The organism is Chloracidobacterium sp. (genome assembly GCA_016711345.1).
GTDB lineage: Bacteria > Acidobacteriota > Blastocatellia > Pyrinomonadales > Pyrinomonadaceae > OLB17.
Genome location: JADJTD010000001.1, coordinates 491,256 through 517,431 on the forward strand (window position 1 = coordinate 491,256; position 26,176 = coordinate 517,431).

At 49.4% G+C, this 26,176-nt stretch carries 20 protein-coding genes; 4 read left to right on the plus strand and 16 right to left on the minus strand.

The window, feature by feature from the left end; translation table 11 throughout:
* Window positions 1–17: 17 nt before the first annotated feature.
* The 8 genes from cphA to IPL32_02175 all read right to left on the minus strand — a co-directional run bounded on the left by cphA (window position 18) and on the right by IPL32_02175 (window position 16,334).
* Window positions 18–2,651, minus strand: a complete 2,634-nt coding sequence (gene cphA, locus IPL32_02140; GenBank protein MBK8464606.1) for a cyanophycin synthetase — start codon at window positions 2,649–2,651, stop codon at window positions 18–20.
* Between the two features lie 32 nt (window positions 2,652–2,683).
* Complete coding sequence (locus tag IPL32_02145) at window positions 2,684–3,538, minus strand: cyanophycinase (GenBank protein MBK8464607.1); 855 nt, start codon at window positions 3,536–3,538, stop codon at window positions 2,684–2,686.
* Between the two features lie 74 nt (window positions 3,539–3,612).
* Window positions 3,613–6,843, minus strand: a complete 3,231-nt coding sequence (gene carB, locus IPL32_02150) for a carbamoyl-phosphate synthase large subunit (protein MBK8464608.1) — start codon at window positions 6,841–6,843, stop codon at window positions 3,613–3,615.
* Window positions 6,844–6,929: 86 nt separating this feature from the next.
* Entirely contained in the window at window positions 6,930–10,550 is a 3,621-nt protein-coding gene (locus IPL32_02155) for a hypothetical protein (protein MBK8464609.1), read from the minus strand.
* Between the two features lie 54 nt (window positions 10,551–10,604).
* The gene (locus tag IPL32_02160) at window positions 10,605–12,434 is read right to left on the minus strand and encodes a tetratricopeptide repeat protein (protein ID MBK8464610.1); all 1,830 of its coding nucleotides are present in this window, start codon (window positions 12,432–12,434) and stop codon (window positions 10,605–10,607) included.
* 72 nt (window positions 12,435–12,506) lie between these two features.
* On the minus strand, window positions 12,507–13,559 hold the full coding sequence (locus tag IPL32_02165) for a UDP-N-acetylmuramate dehydrogenase (GenBank protein ID MBK8464611.1): 1,053 nt from the start codon (window positions 13,557–13,559) through the stop codon (window positions 12,507–12,509).
* Window positions 13,560–13,573: 14 nt separating this feature from the next.
* The gene (locus IPL32_02170) at window positions 13,574–15,412 is read right to left on the minus strand and encodes a tetratricopeptide repeat protein (GenBank protein ID MBK8464612.1); all 1,839 of its coding nucleotides are present in this window, start codon (window positions 15,410–15,412) and stop codon (window positions 13,574–13,576) included.
* A 139-nt stretch (window positions 15,413–15,551) separates the two neighbouring features.
* The gene (locus tag IPL32_02175; protein MBK8464613.1) at window positions 15,552–16,334 is read right to left on the minus strand and encodes a class I SAM-dependent methyltransferase; all 783 of its coding nucleotides are present in this window, start codon (window positions 16,332–16,334) and stop codon (window positions 15,552–15,554) included.
* 26 nt (window positions 16,335–16,360) lie between these two features.
* On the opposite strand from IPL32_02175, the gene IPL32_02180 reads away from it, so the two are divergent.
* Together IPL32_02180 and IPL32_02185 are read left to right on the plus strand one after the other, a co-directional pair.
* Window positions 16,361–16,783: a hypothetical protein gene (locus IPL32_02180; protein MBK8464614.1), complete on the plus strand. Its 423-nt coding sequence runs from the start codon at window positions 16,361–16,363 to the stop codon at window positions 16,781–16,783.
* 123 nt (window positions 16,784–16,906) lie between these two features.
* Window positions 16,907–19,012 (plus strand): elongation factor G, encoded by a 2,106-nt coding sequence (locus IPL32_02185; protein MBK8464615.1) that lies wholly within the window; start codon window positions 16,907–16,909, stop codon window positions 19,010–19,012.
* A 75-nt stretch (window positions 19,013–19,087) separates the two neighbouring features.
* Here IPL32_02185 and IPL32_02190 read toward each other — a convergent pair whose 3' ends face one another.
* Complete coding sequence (locus tag IPL32_02190) at window positions 19,088–19,567, minus strand: hypothetical protein (GenBank protein MBK8464616.1); 480 nt, start codon at window positions 19,565–19,567, stop codon at window positions 19,088–19,090.
* A 296-nt stretch (window positions 19,568–19,863) separates the two neighbouring features.
* On the opposite strand from IPL32_02190, the gene IPL32_02195 reads away from it, so the two are divergent.
* Both IPL32_02195 and IPL32_02200 read left to right on the plus strand, forming a co-directional pair.
* Complete coding sequence (locus tag IPL32_02195; protein MBK8464617.1) at window positions 19,864–20,826, plus strand: DUF2911 domain-containing protein; 963 nt, start codon at window positions 19,864–19,866, stop codon at window positions 20,824–20,826.
* Between the two features lie 192 nt (window positions 20,827–21,018).
* The gene (locus IPL32_02200; GenBank protein MBK8464618.1) at window positions 21,019–22,314 is read left to right on the plus strand and encodes a glycosyltransferase family 39 protein; all 1,296 of its coding nucleotides are present in this window, start codon (window positions 21,019–21,021) and stop codon (window positions 22,312–22,314) included.
* A gap of 11 nt (window positions 22,315–22,325) precedes the next feature.
* Here IPL32_02200 and IPL32_02205 read toward each other — a convergent pair whose 3' ends face one another.
* From IPL32_02205 to IPL32_02235, 7 genes are all read right to left on the minus strand, one after another.
* Window positions 22,326–23,051, minus strand: a complete 726-nt coding sequence (locus IPL32_02205; protein ID MBK8464619.1) for a DNA alkylation repair protein — start codon at window positions 23,049–23,051, stop codon at window positions 22,326–22,328.
* A gap of 101 nt (window positions 23,052–23,152) precedes the next feature.
* Window positions 23,153–23,611, minus strand: coding sequence for a VOC family protein (locus tag IPL32_02210; GenBank protein ID MBK8464620.1), 459 nt, complete (start codon window positions 23,609–23,611; stop codon window positions 23,153–23,155).
* Window positions 23,612–23,616: 5 nt separating this feature from the next.
* Window positions 23,617–24,000 carry a hypothetical protein gene (locus IPL32_02215; protein ID MBK8464621.1) on the minus strand — a complete coding sequence of 128 codons (384 nt, stop codon included), beginning with the start codon at window positions 23,998–24,000 and terminating at the stop codon, window positions 23,617–23,619.
* A gap of 9 nt (window positions 24,001–24,009) precedes the next feature.
* Entirely contained in the window at window positions 24,010–24,462 is a 453-nt protein-coding gene (locus tag IPL32_02220) for a GNAT family N-acetyltransferase (GenBank protein MBK8464622.1), read from the minus strand.
* Window positions 24,459–24,830 carry a DUF1801 domain-containing protein gene (locus IPL32_02225; GenBank protein MBK8464623.1) on the minus strand — a complete coding sequence of 124 codons (372 nt, stop codon included), beginning with the start codon at window positions 24,828–24,830 and terminating at the stop codon, window positions 24,459–24,461. Before IPL32_02225 ends, IPL32_02220 begins: the two co-directional genes overlap by 4 nt.
* A gap of 5 nt (window positions 24,831–24,835) precedes the next feature.
* Window positions 24,836–25,336 (minus strand): SRPBCC family protein, encoded by a 501-nt coding sequence (locus tag IPL32_02230; protein ID MBK8464624.1) that lies wholly within the window; start codon window positions 25,334–25,336, stop codon window positions 24,836–24,838.
* Window positions 25,337–25,427: 91 nt separating this feature from the next.
* Window positions 25,428–25,763 (minus strand): winged helix-turn-helix transcriptional regulator, encoded by a 336-nt coding sequence (locus IPL32_02235; protein MBK8464625.1) that lies wholly within the window; start codon window positions 25,761–25,763, stop codon window positions 25,428–25,430.
* Between the last annotated feature and the right edge of the window lie 413 nt (window positions 25,764–26,176).

The window sequence follows — 26,176 nt, forward strand, 5'->3', positions numbered from 1 at the left end:
TGCTAAAAAAACTCTTCCTACTTCGCTTGGTTAACCAAATCCCTAAACTCCTGCACATACTTAATATCATCCGGCACGCGGTCGGCGAGGGTGACGACGAGTTCTGTCTTGCGTCCGTATTTGATGGCGTGGTGGATGGCGTCGCGGCTTTCGGGTATGATGCGGACCGCAGGCTCTTTCTTACTTTTTGCGATGCCTTTCTTTAGCAAGGCGTATGTCTGCTGTTCGTCGCGCCCGCGCAGGTAATGCCCGCGACGGATCACGATGCGGTCAAACGTCTCGCCCGCGACCTGGCCAAATTCGATGATGTCCTCATCTCGCCGGTCGCCCGTTCCGTTGATGACGCAAGTGCGGTATTTGTTTGGCAAGGTTGCGATAAACTTAGCCAACCCTCTTAATCCGGCAGGGTTATGAGCGTAATCCATCAAGACCGTCACATCGCCGATCTCGACAAAGTTCAAACGTCCAGGCGTCTGTGCGGTGCCGGAGTTAAAGGTCGTCAACCCGACTCGAAGGTCCTCAAGCGAAACGCCGTGAACAAAACACGCAAGCGTCGCCGCCAGCACATTTTGCACCATAAACTCGGCACGTCCACCGTATGTGATCGGAACGTTGGTCACCTTTTCGATGCGAACCTTCCATTTGCCTTTTAGGATGGTGATATAGCCGTTCTCATACACGCAAGAGATGCGGCCTCGCTCGGCACGCCATTTTATGTTCTTGTTATTCTCGTTCAACGAAAAACACACGACTTGGCCTTCGGTCAGGTCGCGCATTTTGTAAACAAGCTCGTCTTCGGCGTTGAGTACAGTGTAGCCCTTTGGCGAAACGGCACGCGGCACGACAGACTTCACACGAGCAAGATCTTCGAGCGTGTTCACGTCCTTTAGGCCAAGATGGTCGGCAGCGATATTCATCACGACGCCTATGTCGCAATGATCAAAACCAAGTCCCGAACGAATGATGCCGCCGCGAGCGGTTTCGAGAACCGCAATATCCACTGTAGGATCTTTCAGCACAAGCTGCGCCGAAACAGGTCCGGTGTTGTCGCCAGCGACGATCTGCTGATTACCAATATACGTGCCGTCCGTCGTCGTAAAGCCAACTGTACGGCCCGCATTTTTTAAGATGTGCGCAATAAGACGGGTTGTTGTCGTTTTGCCGTTCGTGCCTGTAACGGCAAAGATCGGTATGCGTGCCGGCGTGCCAGGAGGATAAAGCATATCGATGACATGCTCCGCAACGTTGCGGCCGATGCCTTCGCTCGGGGCAAGATGCATTCGAAAGCCGGGCGCCGCGTTCACCTCGATAATACCGCCGCCATTTTCGCTAAGCGGTTCGCTGACATTCGGAGCAATAATATCCACGCCCGCAACATCCAGCCCGATTATCTTCGCGATCCGCTCGAACAAAAATACATTCTCAGGATGTACCTCGTCAGTGCAATCGATCGCCGTGCCGCCCGTCGAGATATTTGCGGTCGTCTTTAGATGCAATATCTCGCCTTTTTTCAGCACGCTTTTGAGCGTGTGTCCGGCTTTCGAGATACAACGCATCGTCTGGTTGTCGATATCGATTTGCGTCAAAACCTTTTCATGGCCATAGCCGCGTCGCGGGTCTTCGTTAGTTTTGTCGATCAGTTTTTGGATTGAACTTTTCCCGTCACCTTTTATATGCGCCGGAACGCGCTCGGCCACTGCGATCAATCGATTATTTACAACAAGTGCGCGAAAATCAGCACCAATAAGCTGCTTTTCGACAATGATATAGCGCGAATATTCTTTTGCTTTTTCAAAAGCGATCCTTGCATCATCGATCGTTTTTATTCCGACCGTCGCTCCTTTACCGTGATTTCCGTCAAGCGGTTTTATCACGACCGGGTAACCGACGCTTTCGACCGCACTTTCAAGCTCGTCTATCTCGCGAATTCGGTATCCTTTCGGCACCGGAACGCCCATGTCGCCGAGCAGTTTTTTGGTCGCATGCTTATTTCCCGCAATATCGACCGAGATCATATTTGTATTGACCGTCGTCGTTGCCTGTATCCGCTTTTGATGAATGCCGTACCCAAGCTGAACGAGTGACTGATCGTTCAGACGAATATATGGAATGTCGCGATTAACAGCTTCCTCGACAAGCGATCCCGTTGACGGGCCAAAACGCACGTCTTCGCGGATCTCGCGCATTTTCTGAATATTTTCGGCAAGCTCGGCTTTGATCTCATTTAAATCGCGGCCTTCGGCTAGATCAAGCCACAGCTGCACCGCCGCCCGCCCGGCAAAGCGTCCGACTTCTTCTTCAACATAGCTGAAAACTACATTGTAAATTCCTTTTTCGCTCGTCTCACGAGTTCGTCCATAACCCGTTTCCATTCCCGCAAGCGTTTGCATCTCTAACGCGAAATGCTCGATAACATGCCCGGCCCAAGTGCTTTCTTTGACACGGCGCAGAAAACCGCCTTCTTCCTGATAACTGCATCCATGCACCGTCAACGAAGGCAGAACATCGACCATGCGTTCGTAAAAACCCTTGATCTTAGCGGTCGGCTTCTTTTCATAATCACCTATGTCGAGGCGCATGATAATGAGCTTCTTCCAATAGCCGCTCCAATAATTCGGCCCGCGAAGTGTGCGAATTTCTAAAATTTCCATAACAAGAAATACGTCCTATAAGTCTTATATGACTATCCAAGGTCAGGTAAAAGGAATTCACCCGGAGGCTGGATCGGGTTTCTGTCCAAATAATTATAAACCAGACCATCACGCAATACATGAAGTTGCACGCCGCAAACGCTAAATGCTTCATGATCAGCAACTTCCGCTATCTCATTGAAAGTGATCTGTGAGCCATCAACGATGGTTGCCGAGCCTTGTCCAAAGACCTCAAGCACACCGTTCCCGTCGAGCACGATAGCGGTGTTTTCGTCTATGCCGACGCCGAGATTATAAGGATTATATGAAACTGCGGTGATGAGCCGGCTAATACGGCCACGTTCGCTAAAATGCTGATCGATGATGATATTCTTTAGAAATCCAAGCCCAGGCGATAGCTTTACCGCATCCTTATGCGGATGCGAACTCGGCTCGCCGCGAACGATCATTGATGTGCTCATTGCAGCTGCACCGGCACTGGTTCCCGCAAGAACAAGGTCACTTTCGCGAACCAGCGCTCGCAGTTTTTCGGCCAGTTTCGTTCCGCCGAGCAAACTCACCAGCCGCATCTGATCGCCGCCAGTAATAAAAACACCCGTCAGGCCGTCAACTAGTTTATCAATATCGGCTTCAACTATGTTTTGCCGCGATGACGCCCGCAAAACGCGCGGACTGGCAACGCCCAGATTCCGAAACGCCTGTGTATAGACATCTGCCGCAAACTCCGGAAAGTCAGATGCAACCGGAATGATCAGGATCTCAGCTTTGTCGCCACCGGCAAGTTCCAGAAACTTCTTCAAGATACGCCGTTCGTTATATTTGTCCTCTGCTCCACCGATCACAAGCAGATGTCCGCCTATGATCTCGCGGTCATGCGATTCACTCATTTGTTAAATTATAAAAGCTAAATTAAAGAAAACTTTACACTAAGTTAGTGTAAAGTGGCGTAATGGTCAAGATGTTAGTTGCTTTCGTGTGAGGCGATACGCCTACTGCTGTGAATTTCCTGCAGACTGTTTACATTCACCGCCTTTGCGGACAACTTTGTTCCGATCGCCTCAACAAGAGCTTCGGCGCCGGTGATTGTCGTCACACACGGAATATTGAATTGCAGTGCGGCTTTTCTTATTGCCTTTTCGTCGTAATGTGAAGCTTTGCCTAGTGGTGTGTTGATGATTAGGGCGATCTCACCTTGGCGGATCACGTCGGCGATGTTAGGGCGGCCTTCGTTGACCTTGAAAACTGTTTCACATTCGAGGCCGACCTCGTGGAGGCGTTTAGCAGTGCCGTATGTTGCAACAAGTACGAAACCCAGCTTTGTCAGACGACGAGCGATCACAACTGCCTGTCCTTTGTCAGCCTCGTTCACCGAAATAAACGCGCGGCCAGCGAGTGGCAGCTTTAAACCGGCACCTTCCATCGCTTTGCCGTAAGCTTCGCCGAATGTTGCTCCGATGCCCATCACTTCACCTGTTGAGCGCATCTCAGGACCAAGCACGGGATCAAAGCCTGCAAATTTTTTGAAAGGAAAAACTGGCGATTTAACGAAGATCTTCGGCACAGGCAAAACATCCGGCAAATTGAAGTCTTTCAGTTTCCTTTCGCCCGCCATCACAAGCGAAGCAATCTTGGCTATCGGAACACCAGTTGCTTTTGCAACGAACGGCACCGTCCGAGACGCTCGCGGATTGACCTCGAGAACATAAACACGATTATCTTTTACCGCAAATTGAATGTTCATCAGCCCTTTGACCTTTAGTGCGTTCGCGAGAAGCCGTGTGTAATGTTGGATCGTTTCGAGATGTTCGACGGCAATTTTCTGCGTCGGCAAAACGGATGATGAATCCCCCGAATGAACGCCGGCTTCTTCGATATGCTCTTGGATTCCGGCGATCACGACAGCGGTTTCGTCGGCCAAAGCATCAACATCTATCTCGGCAGCCCGTTCGAGGAATTTGTCGATCAGAATCGGTTTTTCCGGCGAAGCGTCGGTCGCCATACGCATATATTCATTCAGCGATTGCTCGTCATAGACAATAGCCATCGCACGCCCGCCGAGCACAAAGCTTGGCCGCACAACAATCGGGTAACCTATTTTGTTTGCAACAGTTTTAGCTTCTTCTACTGAAGTAACGCTGGAATTATCAGGACATGGTATTTTCAGACTCTCGAGCAATGCCCCAAAACGCTTTCTGTCCTCGGCAAGGTCTATCGAATCGGGCGAGGTGCCAATAATCGGGACGTCGGCTTCGTGCAACCTGCTTGCAAGATTTAGCGGCGTTTGCCCGCCAAATTGTACGATCACACCGTCCGGTTTTTCGACATCGACGATATTCATCACATCCTCAAACGTCAGCGGCTCAAAATACAATCTATCCGAAGTATCATAATCCGTTGAAACAGTTTCCGGATTGCAGTTGACCATAATGGTCTCGATGTCGGCATCGCGCAGGGCGAAACTCGCGTGGCAACAGCAATAATCGAATTCGATTCCCTGCCCGATACGATTTGGCCCGGAGCCAAGAATCATTATCTTTCGCCTGTCGGTGGGCGTGGCTTCGCATTCTTCTTCATATGTCGAATACATGTACGGCGTAAAAGATTCGAATTCCGCACCGCAGGTATCGACACGTTTATAAACTGGCAGAACGCCAAGCTTTTTGCGATATTCGCGAACCTCAGCCTCAGACGATCCTGTCATATAAAAAAGTCGACGGTCCGAGAGCCCATATTCTTTTGCCGTTCTGAGATCCTCCGCAGTATATTCGGCAAGTGGTTTCGAATCGAGACTCGCCTGAAATTCCATTACTTGGGAGAGTTGATCGAGGAACCATGGATCGATCATCGTCAATCGATGAACCTCTTCTGTCGAATAGCCACTCTGTAATGCATAAGTGAGGTAAGAGAATCGCTGTGAATTTGGACGGGCCAATTTGCGTTGAAGCTTAGCGTCCGAAACCTCCTGTAAACGCAATGGTTTAACAGCCTCTAATGAACGCAACCCCTTAAATAAAGATTCTTTGAATGTACGACCAATCGCCATCACTTCGCCGACAGATTTCATCTGCGTCCCGAGCACGTCTTCGGCACCCGGAAACTTCTCAAAGGCCCACTTTGGTATCTTTGTGACGACATAGTCTATCGTCGGCTCAAACGACGCCGGAGTCTTTTTTGTGATGTCATTCGGTATCTCGTCAAGCGTGTAACCAACAGCGAGTTTTGCAGCGATCTTTGCAATGGGAAATCCTGTAGCCTTCGACGCCAGAGCCGACGAACGTGAAACACGAGGATTCATCTCGATGATCCGCACATCGCCATTTGCGGGGTTAATTGCAAATTGTATATTCGAACCGCCCGTTTCGACACCGACCTTTCGGATGCAAGCCTTCGACATATCACGAAGTCGCTGGTATTCAACATCGGTCAGAGTTTGTGCCGGAGCAACCGTTATCGAATCTCCGGTATGAACGCCCATCGGGTCAAAGTTCTCGATCGAGCAAATAATGACGACGTTGTCATTGAGGTCACGCATGACCTCAAGCTCGTATTCCTTCCAACCAAGGATCGATTCTTCGACCAATATCTGCGAGATCGGCGATACCGCAAGTCCGCCTTTAGCGATCTCTTCATATTCATCGGGATTGAACGCTGTGCCGCCGCCAGTGCCGCCAAGCGTATAGCTAGGACGAATAATTGCCGGATAACCGATCTCTTCTACGATCTTCGCCGCCTCTTCCCAGTTGTGTGCAAAGCCGCCCTTCGGACTCTCGATACCTATCTCGTCCATCGCAGCCTTAAAAAGCTCACGGTCTTCGCCAACTTTGATCGCATCAATGTTTGCCCCGATCAGTTTGACCTTGTATTTGTCCAAAATTCCCTGCTCGTAAAGCTCGACCGACAGATTAAGTCCAGTCTGACCTCCTACGGTGGGAAGAAGTGCGTCCGGACGTTCCTTTTCGATGATGGCCGTGACAGTTTCAAGCGTCAGCGGTTCAATATAGGTACGGTCCGCGATCTCAGGGTCGGTCATGATCGTGGCCGGATTGGAATTAACCAGCACGACCTCGAAGCCCTCTTGTTTCAACGCCCGACACGCTTGCGTTCCCGAATAATCAAATTCGCACGCCTGCCCGATAATAATCGGGCCCGAACCTATTATGAGGATCTTGTGTATATCGGTGCGTCTCGGCATCTGATGAATTATTCTAAATTCTTGATTATACAAAAAAAGTGCGGTTCGCTCGAACCGCACTATCGACAATGAATCTCATACTCCGCTCAGAACAATTGGATATGTCCGTTGGCCACATTCACACCCGGTTCTCCCTCGTTGAACATTATCCGTTCCCACGTCAGCGGTGATATCAACCCTGACGCTCCGACAGCGGCAAATCTAAGGTTCAGCAGCACGCCATCTCTATCTATCGGCATCGGCCCGTACATCACAATTCTCAAAAGTCCGGGCTCCGAGGTATTTGTGACAACCATGAGGCCGCGGCTGGCCGTTCCTGTTACATCGACCGGCTCGGCAAACGGCTGGATCACGGCAGGATCATAACGAAGATCGAATTCATAAGAGATCACCCCCTTATCAGCGATGCCCTTAACATATACCGGCACCGCGATCTCTTTGTCAGCTGTCAACGTTACGTTCGGCACTTCTACCGCCACGCTGCTCTGCGGCCCGATGCCACCGGGCCTCGCGCCGGTGTTTGACCAGTTTCCGGAAACCTCGCCCATCAACAAAGCCGTGTAATCCTGATTTGCAAAGCTGGAAGACACCGATGGATAAGTTCTGTTTAAAGGGTTGAATATCCAATTTCCCGTTGTACCAAAAGGCTGTGTGCCGACAACAAACCTGGCGACTTGGCCTGCATCGAAAGAGGTGACGGTGCCGTTGCTGCTGACATCGGCCACTACCAACTGGTTTCCGGTTAGTAACACGACACCCGCCGCGTGCTGCGCAACTTTTGCAGCGTCGAATGAAGTAATGCTGTTTTGCCCCGTCGTCTTGGTTGGCGCAACGGTGTAAGAACCCACCCCGAATCCAGTGAGAGCATAAGCACCACCTGGAAAGTTGGAGACACTAGAGACGTTGGTTGACCCCGCACCGCTTAACAGAACATTTGAAACAAAACGCGGATTCGGATCGCCTATTGCATTGCCGTAAACGACGTTCCCGTTTATCGAGCCTGCCGGACATCCGGCCGGATCATAAGCCGCGACCGCGAAATCGATATCACCAAAGAAGCCCGGATCAGTCCAACCGGCTATAACGATCCTGCCGTTAGTTTGAACGGCCATTGAGCTGCCGTGATCGTTTTGCCCCCCGATCGGCGTGAGGACTATGCCCGTTCCGTTAAATGTAGCATCGAGAGTGCCATTCTGGTTATACCTGGCAAGCGCGAAATCGCCATTCGGAAAGCTGCCGCTGGTACCTGCCGCCAATATCCTGCCGTCGGCCTGAATAGCGACCGAGTTAGCAACGTCCGGGCCATCACTGTTGTTGATCGAAGTAATTACCTTCCCCGTGCCATTGAACGTGGTATCGAGAGCACCGTTTGGATCGTATCTGAGCAGTGCAAAATCAAAAGACTCAATAGTTTGCCCAGTGATTGTCTGCCCTGCCACTAAGATCCGGCCATCCGATTGAATTGCGACCGAATTGGCAAAATCATCTTCGCTGCCTATCGATGTAATGACCTTGCCAGTCGCGTTGAACGTGGTATCGAGACTGCCATCGGAATTATACCTAGCAAGAGCAAAGTCAGGATTTGAGGTGGCGCCGAGAGAGCCAACATAACCGGCCGCGACTATTTTACCGTCGGGTTGGATAGCGACGGATCTGATACCTTCGCCGCCAATGGTTCCGACCTGTGTAATGACTTTGCCCGTTCCGTTGAATGCAGTATCAAGACTTCCGTTTGTGTTATATCTGGCAAGTCCAAAAGACTCATATCCCGACACGTTGATTTGACCTGCAACGACGATCTTTCCGTCGTTTTGGATAACGAGGGAAGCACCTGCTGCGGAACTTCCTATTGTGGTAATGACCTTACCTGTGCCGTTAAATGTGGTATCAAGACTTCCGTCAAAGTTATATCTGACCACCGCAAAACCGCGGCTCGGACTACCATCGCTGAAACCCGCAGCAAGTATTTTTCCGTCAGACTGGATCGCAACCGCCAAAGCCTGATCTTGGCCGCTTCCGACCGGCGTCACGACCTTTCCGTTGCCGTTGAACGAAGTGTCGAGCATGCCGTCAAAGTTATACCGAGCGACCGCAAAATCGGGGTTAGTGCCGCCGGTGTAACCCGCCGCAACGATCTTGCCATCCGATTGTATTGCAACCGCTTCACCAAAATCTGCGGTGCTTCCCATCTGCGTAACGGCTTTTCCCGTGACGTTAAATGATGTGTCGAGGCTTCCGGGCGTCACACACGATGTAGGAGTGGAGGTGGGGCCATTGGTCGGCGTATTCGTCGCTGTCGGCGTTGCCGTATTCGTTGGTGTCGGTGTGTTAGTCGGAGTCAGCGTTGCAAGCAGGCCGTCGCGGAATTGGGCAACAGTCAGAGCTGTGTTATTCAGTGTTCGGTGGTTATCACGTTGCTCGGCAATACCGGTCGGAAAGCCATTGAACGAGATCGCTGGATTAGAAAAATATGGCACTCGTGAACAGCCGTTTGGACACTGGTTTACATATGACATCACAGTTCGAAAGCTGTCGTTGACATAGTGGCCATATGCGTATGGATACGCGGCTGTTCCGGCGTTTTCGGGATTGTGATGGGCACCTTGGTTGTGGCCAAGCTCGTGAGCAAAAGTGAGATTACCAACAGCGCAACTGCGCGAGGCCGCCGAAAACGCGCTGCTCTCAAAAGCCGGTCCGACATTCGTCATCAGATAACCGATTCCGCAGGCGTCGCTGGCATTCTGTATGATGATCGAGACCATGTCCGCTTTCACGATGTCACGCGTGGCGGCGGTTTCCGGATCGCTTCGGCTCCAGGGCAAAGCCGCAGAAAGCGTGCCGGCCGCTTCGTTATAGCTCACCTCGAGCGTTCCGACGAGGCGCAGCCGCATCGTAATGTCACTATTGAGATAAGCCGTATTTGCAGATGCAATAGCCTGTTGAGCGAAAGCCTGCGCCTGCGTCGTTCCACCGAGAGTCTGTCGAAGCAATGCAGTGTACGTCACAAGCACATCGATCTGGCTTCCGTCATCCGCAATTGGAGAACCGATATCAGCAACAGGCGAACTAGTGTTCTGCACCAAAGTGTTCTCAACAGGAATCGCCCCCCCGCACGCTGGGAAACGATTATGATCGAGCTCAACCAGAAGATGTTTGAAATCCGCCTGCGGAACGATCTCGTAAACCGCCGTCGGCGAGTAGATCAATCCCGAGAGTGCTTTGTCCTTCACAGAAAAAACAACGTCGCCGATAAAGTTATTCTCTGAGAAGATCTTTCCACGCCAAGTAAATTCATCAAAGTCAAACCGTTCAAAGCCTTCATGCTCATTCCGAACTGCCTCGTAAGCTATTCCGTCTAACAATGGAAAGTTCAATTTCCTTGCGATGCCAAAATCTATATCAAGCAATTTGATATCTATTTCTTGCTCACGCACAGCAGCAACCGAGACCGAAGACTGAATGCGGGGAACACCTATGAGTTCAAATAAGAGGTTTTGTTCGTTTTGCCGCTCTATCATAAAAGGCGTTATTATGAGCGTTTTCATCGTTGCTTTTTCGGTCGAAAGTGACTGACCAACAAACGAATCGCCCATATCGGTTGAACTTGTCGTCGCAAATACAACCAACGTAAGGACTGATCCGATGAGAGCCGTAAAAACTGCAACACGAACGATGTTAAAGCGAAAGAAATGTCGAAATTTTGACATATTGAAAATAAGATCCTTTGCCCGTCGTATATAGCTACGAGCGATCGTCAAATACTAAAAAGGCACTCGCGGTACTTTAGGCACTTTTTGCTCGATCTTTTGTTTTGTCGCATCGATGAGTACTTTGCCCGAGATCACGCTGTCGAGAGTGGCAGCCAGCGATGGGTCAAGTTTCTTAAGTTTGTCATTGATCTTTTTCGCCTCTTTTTTGTTGCCGCTGGCGTAATAGGATTCGCCAAGATTGAAAAGACCAAAGGTATTATTACCGTCAAGATTGACCACTTGTTTGAAGGTCGCAACTGCGTTGACAAGATCGTTCATTCCACGGTATCCAAGTCCAAGTTGATTCGTTGCGATCACCCAATTACTACGCAGCCCGAGAGCTGTTTTTAGAACACTTACGGCAAGCTGAAATTCACCGAGTTTATTGTGCGTTGATCCGAGGTTGAGATAAGCGGCGTCGAGTTTTGGATCTTGTTCGGTCGCTTTTTGCGAATACGATTTAGCGAGTTCATAATCGGCCCTGGCTGCAGCATCATTTTTTTCTGCCGTCTGGGAATTGCCGGAGTTATAATACGCCCAGCCGACGTTTGAATTATCGACGGCACTTGGGCTCATATCGCTTGCTTCCTTAAGTCTCACAACTGATTTATCCCATTCGTTAGTCTTGCCGAGGCAATAGCCCCATTCGCTGTAAAGGTCGGGATTCTTGATGCCTACCGAGGCAAGTTTGTACTCGGCATTGGCCTCAGGAAAACGCTCCATCTGACGATATGTACTCGCAAGATTTGCATGGGCCTGATAATTATTTGGGTCGATCTGCACCGCGTTTTGATAAGCGACTGCGGCATTTTGGTAATCGCCCTTATTGTAATAATTAACGCCTAGATCGAACGACGCGGGACCAAATGTCGGAGCTATCACAAGGGTTTGTTTATATGCCGCTATCGCCTGATCTGGCTGACCCATTCGGTCAAGTGTTTGCCCACGATAATATAAAGCTTCAGCCGAGCGGCTATTCAATTCCAAGGCACGATCAAACGCGGCGAGTGCGTCAGGATTCTGGTTATTCTTGAAATGCAAAACACCTTGCAGAAAGCGCGTCTCCACCGTATCTAATCCTGCCGCGTCCGACTTCCGAAGGTAGGTCTCCGCCTTCGCGATCTCGCCCGCGTCCAAATACAAAAGCCCAAGCGGCGGATACAACATCGTGTATTCGGGGTTTATCGCTAGAGCTTTTTCGTAATTTACTGTAGCTTTGTCCTTTTGCCCGATGGCGTCATAAATCGCTCCAATCTTTGCGTATGCAACGTCGTTTTGCTTGTCGAACTTGACCGCTTCGTTAAAGTAAACGAGTGCAGATTGGTTATTCGTTTCGCCTGCGGTCTCAATACCCTTTGCCGTCAAGGCGTTGCTCAATCCTTCCGAAGCACGGCTGTTTTTTGGATTCTGAACGAGAGCGTCGCGGTAATTTGTGATCGCAGTGTCAGTTTGGTTGTTGTCCAAAAAGCCTTCAGCTTTTGTGGTTAGCGTGTTAGATAATTTTACCTTACGGTTTGCCGCAGCGATCGCAACCGCACGTTTTCGCGCTGCTATTGCGGCAAGGCGCCTTTTCTGTGCCGCCGCCGCTATCTGCGCATTTGAACGAGCACTTCTGCCCTGCGCACCTCCGCCGCCGATCCCTTCTCCAAGAATTGCCCGACCCCCTGCAGATCTAGCCTGTGGCCTTTTTCGGGATTCGCGAAAGACAAATACACTCGAGCCGCCCGCTACGTCCTCCGTCGCGACAAGGTCCTGAGCTTTAACATTTGTCGGGCAAGGCAAGGTCGACAGAAAGGCCGAGATCGATAGGAAAAGCGATAATCTACGTCTTACGCGAAACATATATCTCCTCCGTTTTCGCCATTATACAATAATTGCGCGCGCCTGCACGTTAGTAAGTACGGCACATTTTCGCTAGATGAACCCGACAAAAACAGGCTCAGGCTGAAGTGCAATGCCAAATTTTGATTCAACCATTTCTTGGATTTCATTCTTCAATAGAACTAATTCTTCAGCCGACGCATTGCCGCGATTGATTAGAGCCAGTGTATGCTTTGAGGAAATTCCCGCGTTACCGATAGCAAATCCTTTGTGGAATCCGGCATTCTCGATCAGCCATGCCGCGGGAATTTTCACTTTGTTGCCAAACGCGAAAGAAGGAACATTTTCGTTTAGCGCGAGCAACTCTCGTAACTTACTTTTTTCAACAACCGGATTTTTAAAGAACGAACCGGCGCTTTTTGAATTAGGATCATCCGGGTTGATTACCATTGATTTTGAGCGCCGGATTTGTAAAACAGCATCTCGAACTTTGCCAAGTGATGGTCTCGTTTCTCCAAAATGTTCCTTCAGATCTTTGTAAGCGATTTTCGGCTCGCCGCCGTGACGAAGAGCAAAAGTCACACTCAAAACAATATAACGATCTCGGTCGGTCGAATTAAAAATGCTGGTCCTGTATGCAAACCCGCAGTCGGCGTTTGTAAGCGTACCAAACTCTTTCGTTTTCTGGTCAAAACATCGAACGGAAACTATCGTCTCAGAAACTTCCTGTCCGTAAGCTCCAACATTTTGTACCGGTGTTCCGCCAACGAAACCAGGAATACCGCTGAGGCATTCGACACCGGCGAGATCATGTTCAACGCAATAAGCAACAAAGTTATCCCAATCTTCCCCGGCTTGAGCGGTCAACAATTTAATATTTCCAGCCTCTACCGCAGGTGGTTCTGAGACGACCCCTCGCAACCCGATATGGATCACCAATCCGTCAAACCCCGTGTCTGAGATCAAGACATTACTGCCGCCGCCAAGAACAAAAATATCGAGCGATTCCTTTTCAGCAAATGCAAACGCCTCGGCTACCTGAGTTTCATCTTGGGCAACAACAAAAAAACGTGCGTTGCCACCGATCTTGAGAGTTGTCAGCGGTGCAAGCGGAACGTCTTTTTGTATTTCGAGTAGAGGTTTCAATATGCGATGTTGAACTAGTTCTTCAGCTTAAAGCCCGACAACTTTATTTCTTGAGCGAGATTTCTGGCCGCAACAGGATCTTTTGCTTTTAGCAGCTCGACTATCTTGTTGGCTTCCTTTAGGTTCTTGCGTTTTACCTCGACGCTTCCAAGGCTCGACAACGCCGCAATGTAATTCGGGTCCTTATCTAATGCAGCTCGAAACGCATCGGCAGCATTGTCGTAGTCACCGTCCTTGAAATAAGCCGAGCCGAGAGCGTATCTCGTAAAAGTCCAATCAGGTTGTTTAGCTACAACTTGTTTCAAGGTGTCGATCGCTCCCTTAAAATCGCCCAAATCATTCTGGACCGCACCGAGATTTTGCCGTGCGCTATCAACAAACGGAGGATTTGCATCAATGGCTCGTTGCAAGTTCGTCTTGGCCAATTGAAGTTTCGCCTGCTGCTCAGCAATCAACTTGTTGTCACGGTCAACGCGCGACGCATTAAAATATGCCCAGCCAAGATTTGTATAGTCGATCGGTTTTCCGCCAAGCTCAACCGCCTTTTCAAGAGCCTTTATAGCCGACGCCCATTGACATGGAAGGAACTTCGTTTGATTGATAGGGCATTGCTGGCCTATCGCAAATCCCCGTTTGCTGTAAAGATCGGCCGCAACCTCTTTATTGAAATCCGGGTTTCGTGTAACAAATGTAGCCGCGAGATCAAAATTTGACGCAGCGTCATTAAAGTTTCCGAGTTTCAAACTTGCATCGCCGAGTCCGGCATAAGTTTCCCAACTGTCGTTCCTGATCCGTTTCGCATTTGTAAATGCGATCAATGACTCCGCGTAGTTTCCGGTGTCATATTGAGCGCCGCCGAGTCCGAACCAAGCTTCAAAATAATTATTCTTTAATTCGACAGCTTTTTTATATTCGGGAATCGCGTCGGCAGATCGTTTGAGTGCGACCAGCGTGTCTCCTAACCTTCCGAATGACTCAGCATAATTTGGATCGATGGTGCGAGCCTTTTTAAATGCCTCTACAGCTTCTTCGTTCTTACCTTGCGCGGCTCTAACGAGACCAAAAAAGTACTGTGTCTCTGCTCGTTCGGGTGAAGCCTCGACCGCCTTGGTCAGCATCGTGTCAGCCTTTGCGATCTCGCCGGTCTGAAAATAGAGGATTCCGAGCGGAACATAAATTTCCGTCAATTCTTTGTTAGTCTCCAACGCCTTTTCATAATTTGCGATAGCTTCGCTCGTCTGATCAAGCTCGCCATAAACTTCGCCTAAGCCAAAATACGCCGCTGAATTTTTTGGATCGAATTGCAAGGCTTCCAAAAACAACGCCTTTGCTTCCTTAGGAAGTTCCCGCTCCAACCGGTCATTTCCCTTCAACGCAAGAGCTTCGCTTAAACCCAATTTCGCCGCGACATTTTTGCTGTCAAGGCTCAGAGCATCGCGAAACTTGTCAATGGCGTTGTCCAGTTCGCCTTTATCGATAAAGTATTCACCGACACCGGCAAAAAGCTTTGCCGCTTGAGCGGGAGGCATCGTATTTTTCTGAGGCGGAAGTCTATCCGGTGCAACAGCGGCGGCTCGATTAATTTTAGGAGCCGTTTTGGCAATTGTTTCGTACTGCTTCTTAATGCGTGAAACAGTCTGAATTCGAGCCGTCTGAGTACGAGCAGGCCTGGCGACCGTAACGCGCCTTGCCGATCGAGCACCGCTGCGAAATACAAAAACGCTAGAACCGCCTGTTATACTGCTGACCGCGACAAGGTCTTGAGTGCTTGCCACGATGGGCATCAGCCAAAATGTCGCAACCAGAAACGCCGAGATCACGATTTGAAAATGTCGGTTTTTAGAAAACATCATTATTCCTCAAGACAAAAATACCACGCCTTTGATGCCCAAATATACAAGAAAAGTTGACCGGGGCAATTCACCACAAAGTCACGAAGGACACAAAGGTAATTAATCCTTAGTGCCCTTCGTGCCTTTGTGGTGAAAATTCTTATTCGCTGACATTTCCGCCTCTTACTTTTAGCATCAAACGCCGCAGCATTCCAAACGGAAACCTTGTTGCAAATCGGCGGTAATGATCGTTGTTTTGCAAGGCGAACAAATAGCTATGATGATTGTCTCTAAGCCTTACAGAGATCGCCGGATTTTTGTGCAGCGGAAAATCACCGACCTCGATGACAAATACAATATTCGGTAAGGCGTAAGCCGTATACTTAATATCGTTCTTTTCCAAATACGCGATGCAATCGGCTATGCCGTTATAGGTGATCTGCGCGTCATGAAAAACAACTGCGCCGCGATCATCGAGCACACGCAGACAAAATTTAAAATCTGCGAAGACAGCTTCGTCCGTGTGTTCGCCGTCTATAAAGCAAAGCTGGATCTTGTCCTTTATCTCGGCTGGATCAATGCTCTTTGAATCGCCGTCGATGGTGGTGATCTTCTCCCTGTTCTCAGAAACAGCAGCAAGCTTTTCCATCATCCGAGCCGTCGAATTATTCTCGTAAACAAATTCAAATCCACGAGCGTCAGGCTGCGAATGCGGCCGTTTGTCGAGCGAATATATCCGCCGGCATTTCGGATCGAGCAAATGCGGCTGTATGCTCCCGCCAAGATACGACCCGATCTCAAGATAATTGTATTCAGGCGTCAATTCACGCACGGCTAGTTCGCACGCCAACAACGATTGCTTGTCACGGTCAGTGGATTGGCTGGGTATCTTCTCAAAAAGCTGAAGATCAAGGTTATTAATGGCATCTTCGAAATCGGTCATAAAACGCTGATGATAGCACAAATAAGATGCCGTTCAGCCGCGCAATTGACCTGTTCAGCCGTTCAATCGGCTCGTTCAGCGGCGCAATTGACCTGTTCAGCCGCGCAATTGGCTCGTTCACGCTAACTTTCGACTCGTTCAGCCGCGCAATTGGCTCGTTCACGCTAACTTTCGACTCGTTCAGCCGCGCAATTGGCTCGTTCACACTAACTTTTGACTCGTTCAGCCGCGCAATCGCCTCGTTCAGATGGATTCTCGGTACTTTCACGCGAATTATCGGCACTTTCACGAGAATTATTCGTACTTTCACCAAAAATATCGGCTTTTTCACGGTAATTCTTGGTATTTTCAAGCGAATTATCAGCACTTTCAGGCGTATTTTTGCTAAAGCACCACGTTTTTCACGGCTATGGCACGACCGTCTTGCCCTTTTCTGCTCCGTATTATAGATTTAACTATTACCAACAACTGAATATTTCAAATCTCAGATTCGAGATTTCAAATCGCCAAAAAAGAATCTGAATTTTGGATATGCAATTTGGAATCTTGCCAAAAAGGAGAGCTTGCCGAACATGAAAGCATTCGCAACTGAGAACATCAGAAATCTGGCTGTCATTGGACACGGCGACGCGGGTAAAACCCAACTCGTCAGTTCCCTGCTCCACGTCGCCGGATCGTCACCACGCTGGGGAAAGGTCGATGAAGGAACGACCGTCACCGATCACGACGAAGACTCGATCGCACGAAAGGTCTCGCTCAACAACAATTTTGCCCACACAGAATACAAAGACACAAAAGTTAATCTCATCGACACGCCGGGCTATGCAGCTTTTGTCTCGCATGCTCGGCCTGCTCTTCGCGTTGTCGATTGTGCGCTCGTTGTAGTTGACGGCGTGCACGGCATCGAGGTGCAGACCGAAAAGACTTGGCAATACGCAAATGAGTTTATGCTGCCGCGTTTCATGGTCATCAACAAGCTTGATAAGGAACATTCCGATTTCGGCCATGCGATGGACACGGCGGCTCAATCGTTTGCCCGTTCGATCGTCCCGTTTACGCTGCCGATCGGAAGTGAAGCTAACTTTAAAGGCGTAGTCGATGTCGTGCATCAAAAGGCTTACGAATTTGACTCCGACGGAAAGGCAAAGGAGATTCCGATCCCGGAAGCTGGAAAGGAACTCTTCCAATCAACCCGCGAACGCATAATCGAGCTCGTCGCCGAATCGGACGACGCCCTGATGGAAGAGTATTTCGAAAATGGCACGCTACCCGAGGAAAAGATCTACCCGAACCTCGCCAAAGCCATCGCCGCTGGCAAACTCTGTCCTGTATATGCGGTTTCGGCGACAAACGGCGTGGGCCTTTCGATCCTGCTCGATCATATCGTCGAGTTCGCACCCGATCCGGCGCACCACGAGATGGAGTACGGATTTGCGGACAACGATATGACCGGTGACCGGGTCAATCGAAAATATTCGAACGACGAACCTTTTTCGGCCTACGTTTTCCGCACGATCGCCGATCCTTTCGCCGGCCGCATCAACGTGATGAAGGTCGTCAGCGGTAAAATTTCGTCTGACGCCACCGTTCGCAATTCAACCCGAGACACAGACGAACGCCTCGGCGCACTGCACGTGATCGCCGGCAAAACGCTCGACAAGGTCAACGAAGCCGCGACCGGCGACATCATCGCCGTGGTCAAGCTCAAGGACACACAAACCGGCGACACGCTCTGCGACAAGGCAAAACCGATCGTCTATCCAAAGGTCGAATATCCCGAAGCGGCGATCTCGTTCGCCATCGAGCCAAAATCTCGGGCAGACGAAGACAAGATCTCAGGAGCGTTGCATAAAATTCTCGAAGAAGATCCGTCGCTCCACTTTCACCGCGACCCGCAGACCAATGAGTTCATTCTTTCCGGTTCCGGTCAGCTTCACATCGAGACTGTCGTCAAAAAACTCGAACAGCGATATCACGTCGAGGTGACGCTGCATCCGCCAAAAGTTCCGTACAAGGAAACGATCACGCAGCAGGCAGAGGTTCAGGGCCGTCACAAGAAACAGTCCGGCGGTCGCGGCCAATTTGGCGATTGCAAGGTCATCTTTGAACCGCTCGAACGCGGAGCAGGCTTTGAGTGGGTCGATAAGATATTCGGCGGCTCTGTGCCGCAGAATTTCCGTCCGGCCATCGAGAAAGGCATCATCGAGGCCGCCGCAGGCGGCGCCGTTGCGGGTTATCCGCTGGTAGATTTTAAGGTAACGCTAATCGACGGCAGTTTCCACGCGGTCGATTCCGACGAGCATAGTTTCCGCGCCGCCGGCCGCAAGGCATTTCGCGCCGCAATGGAAAAGGTCAAACCGACCCTGCTCGAACCGATAATGGACGTCGAGGTTTTCACACCGCAGGAAGTTTCCGGCGACATCATGGGTGATCTCAATTCACGTCGCGGCCGCGTGGCCGGCATGGAAGTCCGTGGTAAACAGCAAGTTATCAAAGCCAAGGTCCCGCTCTCCGAAATGCTCGATTACCAATCGAAACTTAACAGTGTCACGCAAGCTCGCGGCTCGTACCACATGCAGTTCTCGCACTACGACCCGCTGCCGCATAACCTGGCAGACAAAGTCATCCAAGAAGCCGTGGCCGCCGGCCGTGTCCGTGCTCACGAAGAGGACGATTAACTGTACCGTTAAATAAAAAAAGCCCGGATGATGCCATCTGGGCTTTTTCGTTAATAACCTGTAAATGTCGATTCCTTAGTTACCGTTGTAATATCCGCCGTTGTTATTGCCTCGACCATTATGTCGTCCACGGTTTAGGCCTTCACGATAACCACGTTGGTAACCTTGCTTGTATGCTTGCTCGTTTCCGCCGTTATTGTTAGCCTGACCAAATATTCTGCCCAGAATGCTGCCGTTGTTTCCGTTGCCCTGGTTATTGCCGTAATAGCCGCCGCTGTTGCCGCGACGATTCCGGGCGTCCCGCATTCCCTGCTTCACGCCGGCATGATAGCCCTTCTTGTAGGCTTTGTTATAGCTCTGATTGCCATTACGGTCTCGGCCATTGTAACGGTCATTGTCGTAACGGTCATCTTGCCGGTTCCGGTCCTCATAACGATCGTCGTCGCGGCGATCTTGTGCATTCGCCGTTGTCCCCGCGAACATCATCAAACCAAAAACCATGGCAAATGCCAGTCCAAAGCCCTTCATTGTCTTATTTATATTTATTGTATTCATTGCTGTAAATACCTCCGTCCCGGTAATAGCGAAGCGCGTGCCACGGCAGTTTTTCTCAATAAAATGGGAAGTTTCAAAACGGTCATCATAGTGACGATCCCAATTGGTATGCCGCAACACTTTTTTAAGTAGGCTTGGCAAACAAAAGAGCAATGGGAAAATAACCCAAGCGCAGTTTTGCTCGTATTATGAAAATGACCCGCTACAATAGTAAAATTCAAATCAACCGTTAGATTTGTGTCATCAGACAGCTATTTTTTATTATCGCTATAAACCATTTTTAAGGGAGACATACTATGATTTCGATAAAACGCGTCCTTCTTTCTTCATTCGTATTAACTGCAGTTATTCTGGCCGCCGCATCTTTCGCGTCAGCTCAGCTTCGACTGCCTCAAGCAAGTCAAAAAGCATCGGTTATGCAGACAGTAGGCACTACTGATGTAACGCTCAGCTATTTTCGTCCGGCGGCAAAAGGCCGCAAGATCTGGGGTGAATGGCCCGTTAAGATCGAGGGCGAAGCATCCCTCGACAACCAGAACCTGCGTCCGCCCGGAGCTCCTGTCGTTCCCTACGGCAAGATATGGCGAACGGGTGCAAATGCAGCCACACAATTTACGGTCACAGACGACGTACTCATCAACGGCCAGTTGCTTCCCGCCGGCAGCTACAGCCTGCATTCATTGCCGGGCCAAGAGGAATGGACGTTCGTCTTTAACACCGTCGCTGAACAGAGCGGCAGTTTCAACTACGATAAAACCAAGGACGCCTTGCGCGTCAAAGCTAAGCCGGAATGGAATGCCGAGTATCAGGAAGCAATGGGATTTACCATCGAACCAATATCTGATAGTTCAGCAGCCGTTGTCCTGAGATGGGAGAAGCTGCGAGCACCTTTCACACTCGAGGTCAAGAACGCCATTGACACAGTTCTTGGTAAGGCTACAAAAGCCGTAGCTGCAGCAAAGCCCGATGATTTTAATACGCCTTTTCAAGCCGCTAACTACGCCCGCGATAAGAAAAAGACCGACTTGGCTACGAAGTGGTACGAACAAGCCCTAAAAGTCGCCGATGACGAGATCAAGGCAGGCGAAACCTTCCGCGGATACAGCCGCAAATTTAATGTCCTAGTTAATATGGGCCGCACTCAAGATGCCATTCCATTTGGCGAAAAAGCCGTGCAGCTAGGTAAGGCCGCGACTCCAGTAGTAGATACCGCCGCCTTGGAAAAGCGTATCGCTGATCTCAAGGCCGAAAGTAAATAATAGCTTGGTCACGAATTACACGAGTGATGGAGTTCTTTTATTCGTGTTTTTCGTGGCCAATTTCTTGCCTGCCGATCCATCGTTGCTTTTGCGATTTTCGCTATTATCTTAAATGCAGTCATGTTTTAGTGGACTACTATTTTCTGCTTTGCTAAAATTCTCCCTGTCTCGAACACACCCTGATCAACTTTCATGACCAAGTCGTCACCGCTGTCATATTTCGACTCCGCGACAAAGGAGCAAAATTCCCTGCGTTTAGCCGTCCTTGTGTTTTGTTCGTCGATCTTTGTGGTGCTGGTATTCTGGACACTTCTTCCCGCAGACCTCGGTATCAATGAGAATCTGGATTTCGCGGCATATTACGACCCTGTGGCACGAAATCTAGCCTCCGGGAACGGCCTGCTCGATAAAGACGGGCAATTTGGCGTGTTTTACCCGCCGGGTTTTCCGGCGATACTCGCGGTCTTATATAAATTGTCTAGCCTGTTGGGCATCACGGAATCCACGATGTTGTCGTTGTTTACGCTTCTCTGTCTGGGAACCATTTCGACTGCGATATTTAAGATATCGAATGCGGTTCACACAGCGACCGCAGCGCTAATTACGGCGTTTGCATGGATGACATATCCTTTTTTGTTGTGGCTCACCAAACAGCCCAATAGCGAAATCCCATTTTTAGCGATCTTATATTCCGGCTATGGGCTAGTTTTGATTTCGCTTTTTAAAAAAGACCACCGGTGGCATCGCTATTTCCTTGCGGGAATATTGATAGGCTGTGCCATGCTCGTCCGGCCCGCCGCGATCGGCACTTGGCTTGTGATCATCATTACAATTTGGATCGGCATGGCGGGAGCTACAATGCGTTTGCGCCTTGTTCTTAGCGTTTTTTTTCTTATGGGAGTTCTTGTTTTGGTTGTGCCTTGGGAAATTACTTCCTACGTCAAAACCGGCAAAGTAGTATTACTCGGCGATAACGGTGCCATAGCAATGCGAGGCGGTTTGGTTTTTGCAGTAGCCGATAAGCCGTATCGCCAACCGATCTCAGTTCCTGACGACGTTCGGCATCTAATGCACGACATTATGGACCACTACGAAACATTGAGTTCTCCAACCCATGTCGTGACCTTTATGGTTGAGAAGTTTTTTGCTCATCCAGCGGCAGTTGCAAAACTAATACTCATTAAGATAATGCGGAGTTGGTACGGCACTGATAGCCAGCGTTACGAAAAGCTGATCGTTCTACTCCAATTACCATACCTAATCGTAATTGCTCTAGGCGGTTATTTTGGTTGGCGAAAAAGCGGCTTTCAAAGAACACTGATCTTCAGCGTGTTGTTAATGACTGTCTATTTTTGGTTGATGTCTGTGCTGGTAACATCAACGCTTAGATACATGGTGCCGGCAATAGGATTGATGTTTACATTCATACCATTTCTGTGGAGCTCAAAACGTCCTGTTCTGCCTCACACCGATCCGGAGTCTGCATAGCACGGCAACAATCACTTTTTCTTTCCATCTAAATAATATTGCCGCTTATCCTTTTCGAGTTTCTCGATAGCGTAGCGAAGCATAACTCGGGGCATAGTCGCGGCGTGTTTGTCGAGAAATGCGAGCAAAGCACTTCTATCAACATCACCTGCGGAGCGGAGCATCCAACCGGTACCCTTATTGACAAGGTCTTCCGCGTCATTGACGAGCAATTCTGCGATCGCAAACGTGTCGTCGGTCTGACGCTGCTTCAATATGAAATGCGCCGTCGCAACGATCGCCGTGCGGCGTTCCCACATATTCTTTGAACGCGCCAATTTGTAAAGTATCTTTCGCGGCTTATCCGCAAGGTATTTTCCGACGACGTAATACGAAGCGAGATCGACGAGGTCCCAGTCGTTGATGCGGTCGTGGCGTCTGATGTAGAGTTCGTATAATTCCTTTAATCTTTCCTCAGAGCACTTTTTACCTTTTGCGCATTGGCCCATAATGCTCATCGCCCCGGCTCGAACTTCGTGAATAGGACTTGCCATTAACTTTTCGATCTCAGCAACAGGCATGTTCGCATATTCTTTACCAAGCTTAAATATCTCGCCCATACGCACACCGATGAAATAGTTATCTTTAGGTTGATTGTCGGGATCGAAGCTAAAATAGCGCTGGTGTTTGCTCAGTTCTTCATCGGACTGAAGTGCAAGAAGTTGGACTGTAAGTTCTTTGGCAGTGAGGTTAGACATTGTGGTCAAAGAAAAAAGTTAGCCACGAAGTGCACAAATAATACGAAAATAAAGTGATTTTCTTTATTAGTGCTATTTGTGTAATTCGTGGCAAAAAACTCTTACCCCGCAGCGGCGGCTTCGAGGTCGGCGATGACGATCTTTTTCATTTTGAACATCGCCTGCATTACTCGATCGGCTTTTTCGCGATCAGGATCGCTCAACAATGTCATCAGCAATGGAGGTGTCACCTGCCATGAGACGCCAAATTTATCGACTACCCATCCGCACGGTTGCTGCTCGCCGCCTTCGCTGAGCTTTTCGTAAAAGTGATCGATCTCGTCCTGAGATTCGACATAGATCATTAAAGAGATCGCTTGTGAAAAAACGAAGTTAGGATGCGGTCCTGCGTTGTAGCAATTGAATCGCTGTCCCTCGATCTCAAACGAGCCGCCCATTACTTTTCCGTCCGGGCCGGGCATCGTGCTGACGATCTTTGCATCTTTGAAAATGGAGACGTAAAAATTCATCGCCTCTCCCGCCTGATCGTTGTACATCAAGAATGTCGTTATTTTTTGCATTTTTATTATTCCTTTATTTTAAGTTTTGCCCCTAAATAGAGGCAAGGAAATCCAAGCAGCACCAAGGCGTACGGGTACCAAACGGATCCCAAATCGTATATCGTATTTACCACGATCCCTAAGATGCCCATCAAAGTTCCGATAATGCCGAGAATGATGACATACCGCATCTTGGGTTCAGGAGCGATGGCCGCGGTCAAATAACCGGCCGCGATCATAAATAAATTGCGGTAAATGGTCGCTGTGATGACCATCCAAGTTGTATCAAACCTGACGTTGAGCGGCGTGAAAATACCGAGAGATTCGAGGATATAGTCGGTACCGTTGTGCGTGACGCCAATAAAGATAAATCCGGCAAGGATCGCGCCGATGCCTTTTAAGATATTCATATCCGTCCGTTACTGAATGTCCTTCCCAAAACAAACGCTGTTACCGACATCTAGGTACTGCCCGTAATTTGGGATGCGTTCATAGCCGTTTTTTTCGTAAAGGCGGATGGCCTCGGGTTGCTTTAGTCCGGTTTCAAGAACGCATCGACTAAATGATAATTCGCGAGCCCAATCTTCTAGCTCAAGCAATACTTTGGTTGCGATGCCTTTTCCTCGACTTTCCGGCGGCACATACATTCTCTTTACTTCCATCTCGCCGGAATCAAGCTCTCTGATCGCTCCGCAGCCCAAAGCCGTTTCATCCTCATAAGCGAGAACGACGCATTTGAGTTTTGCGATCTTATTGAATTGTGAGTAGAAAGCATGTTCGTCGCCGTCTCGAACCGCCAACTCGGCATCAAGGTGCCGGACAAGCTCGATAAAGTCTTTATTTTCTGAATCCGTCCGTATTATTTCGATCACTTTTTTATTTTCCTTTTACGTTCAGCATTTTCTTTCACTCGGAATTTTACTATCTTGGTGATCAATCTTAACGGCAGCGGCCTATCGAGCGGAAACTGGACCGAGCCTTTAGCGTGTTTGTATTGCGCAATTTCGTCAACGAACTCCGCAATGCCACCGGCTCCGGGATAAAAGCCAATGTGTCGAGCGTAACCCGCAAAATATACCAGCATTCCGTTGTGCTTAAACGCGGGCATCGCATAGCTAATGTATTCTTCTGCATTGGGAGCTGCTTTGCGAATCGTTTCACGAACCTCTTTGAGCAACGCTTGCGTCCTTGGTGGAAAGCCTGAGATATAGTCATCGACGGTGTCTGCTTTTTCTCTCATTTTGATCAGGCCGCCGAACTTTTCGCTAAGAGTTGTTCCAGCAAAGTATCGAGTTTGTCATAACCTTGGGTCACGCCGCGTTCCATGCCTGAGGCGATCATTCCGTCGCGATCTCCGACCGATTGAAACACCGACTGATGCACTAATCGACTGCGGCCGCCGCCGAGATCCTCAAATTTTGTTGTTCCAAGTATGACATGGCCTTTTTCCGGAAGCCCATCGAATTCAAACGTACCGATAAAGCGTTCGGGAGCAAGCACTTCGTGATAGACACCGTGAAATGCATAGACATGGCCGTCGCGTTCGTGCAGAAAGCGATACGAGCCGCCGTCAAACGCGTCCATTTTCTCGACGGTCATCGTGAGGTCGTCAGGCCCGACCCATTTTTCATAAAGGTCTGCCTCGGTATATGCCCTGAAAACAAGCTCGCGCGGAGCCTCGAACTCGCGAATGATAAAAAGTTCCTGTTTGCCGGGCTCGGCTGTGATCACTGTTTTGTTTGCCATTTTATTTTCTCCTTAAATTTACGGGCGGAAACGCGAGTGTGAACGAGGGGGCATTCAGTTTCGACGTTCTCGTTCCCCTCCCGTTTCTGCCTTATTCTTTCTCCTTAGTTTTTATATCTTCGAGCAAAACATCGAGACGACCGAATGCCGCTTCCCAAAACTGCCGATATTTTTCAAGCCAGTCCGTCGCTTCCTTTAGCGGGGCAGCCTCAAGTTTTCGAGGCCGACGCTGAGCATCAAGCCCGCTTGAGATAAGCCCCGCTCGTTCGAGCACCTTAAGATGTTTAGAGATCGCCGGCTGGCTCATTTTGAATGGCTTTGCCAACTCGGCTACCGACGCCTGTCCTTTTGCAAGCCGTCCAAGGATCGCACGCCTCGTAGGATCTGCCAACGCCGCAAAGGTCGCATCAAGCTGTTTCGAAGGCATCTGCTTATAACCTATCAGTTCCATAACTATTAGGTTATATGACGAACATCTTTTTGTCAAATAAAGATGATCTCGACTGGCGGACAAAACAAGTGTTGCATATATACAAACCTGAACTTTATATACAAGATCACGTATAGCGGCATGTGATCCGAATTTGAAACGGATCGGGCTATTTGAAAAATATTAAGTGCGCGGTGAGCGAGGCTGCTGATCTGCTAAAATCTGCAGAAAAAAGCGTGGGACAGTGGGACAGTGGGACAGCTAGGCATAAACACTGTATTTTCAATGATTTAGCCTGTCCCAAAGTGTCCCAGTCGTTTGGGACAGTATTACAAATGGACCAATTTGTAATAAAAATTGTTACAGATGACATGCTTTGTGTCACAAATTTAAGTCCAAGAGCCAGATCA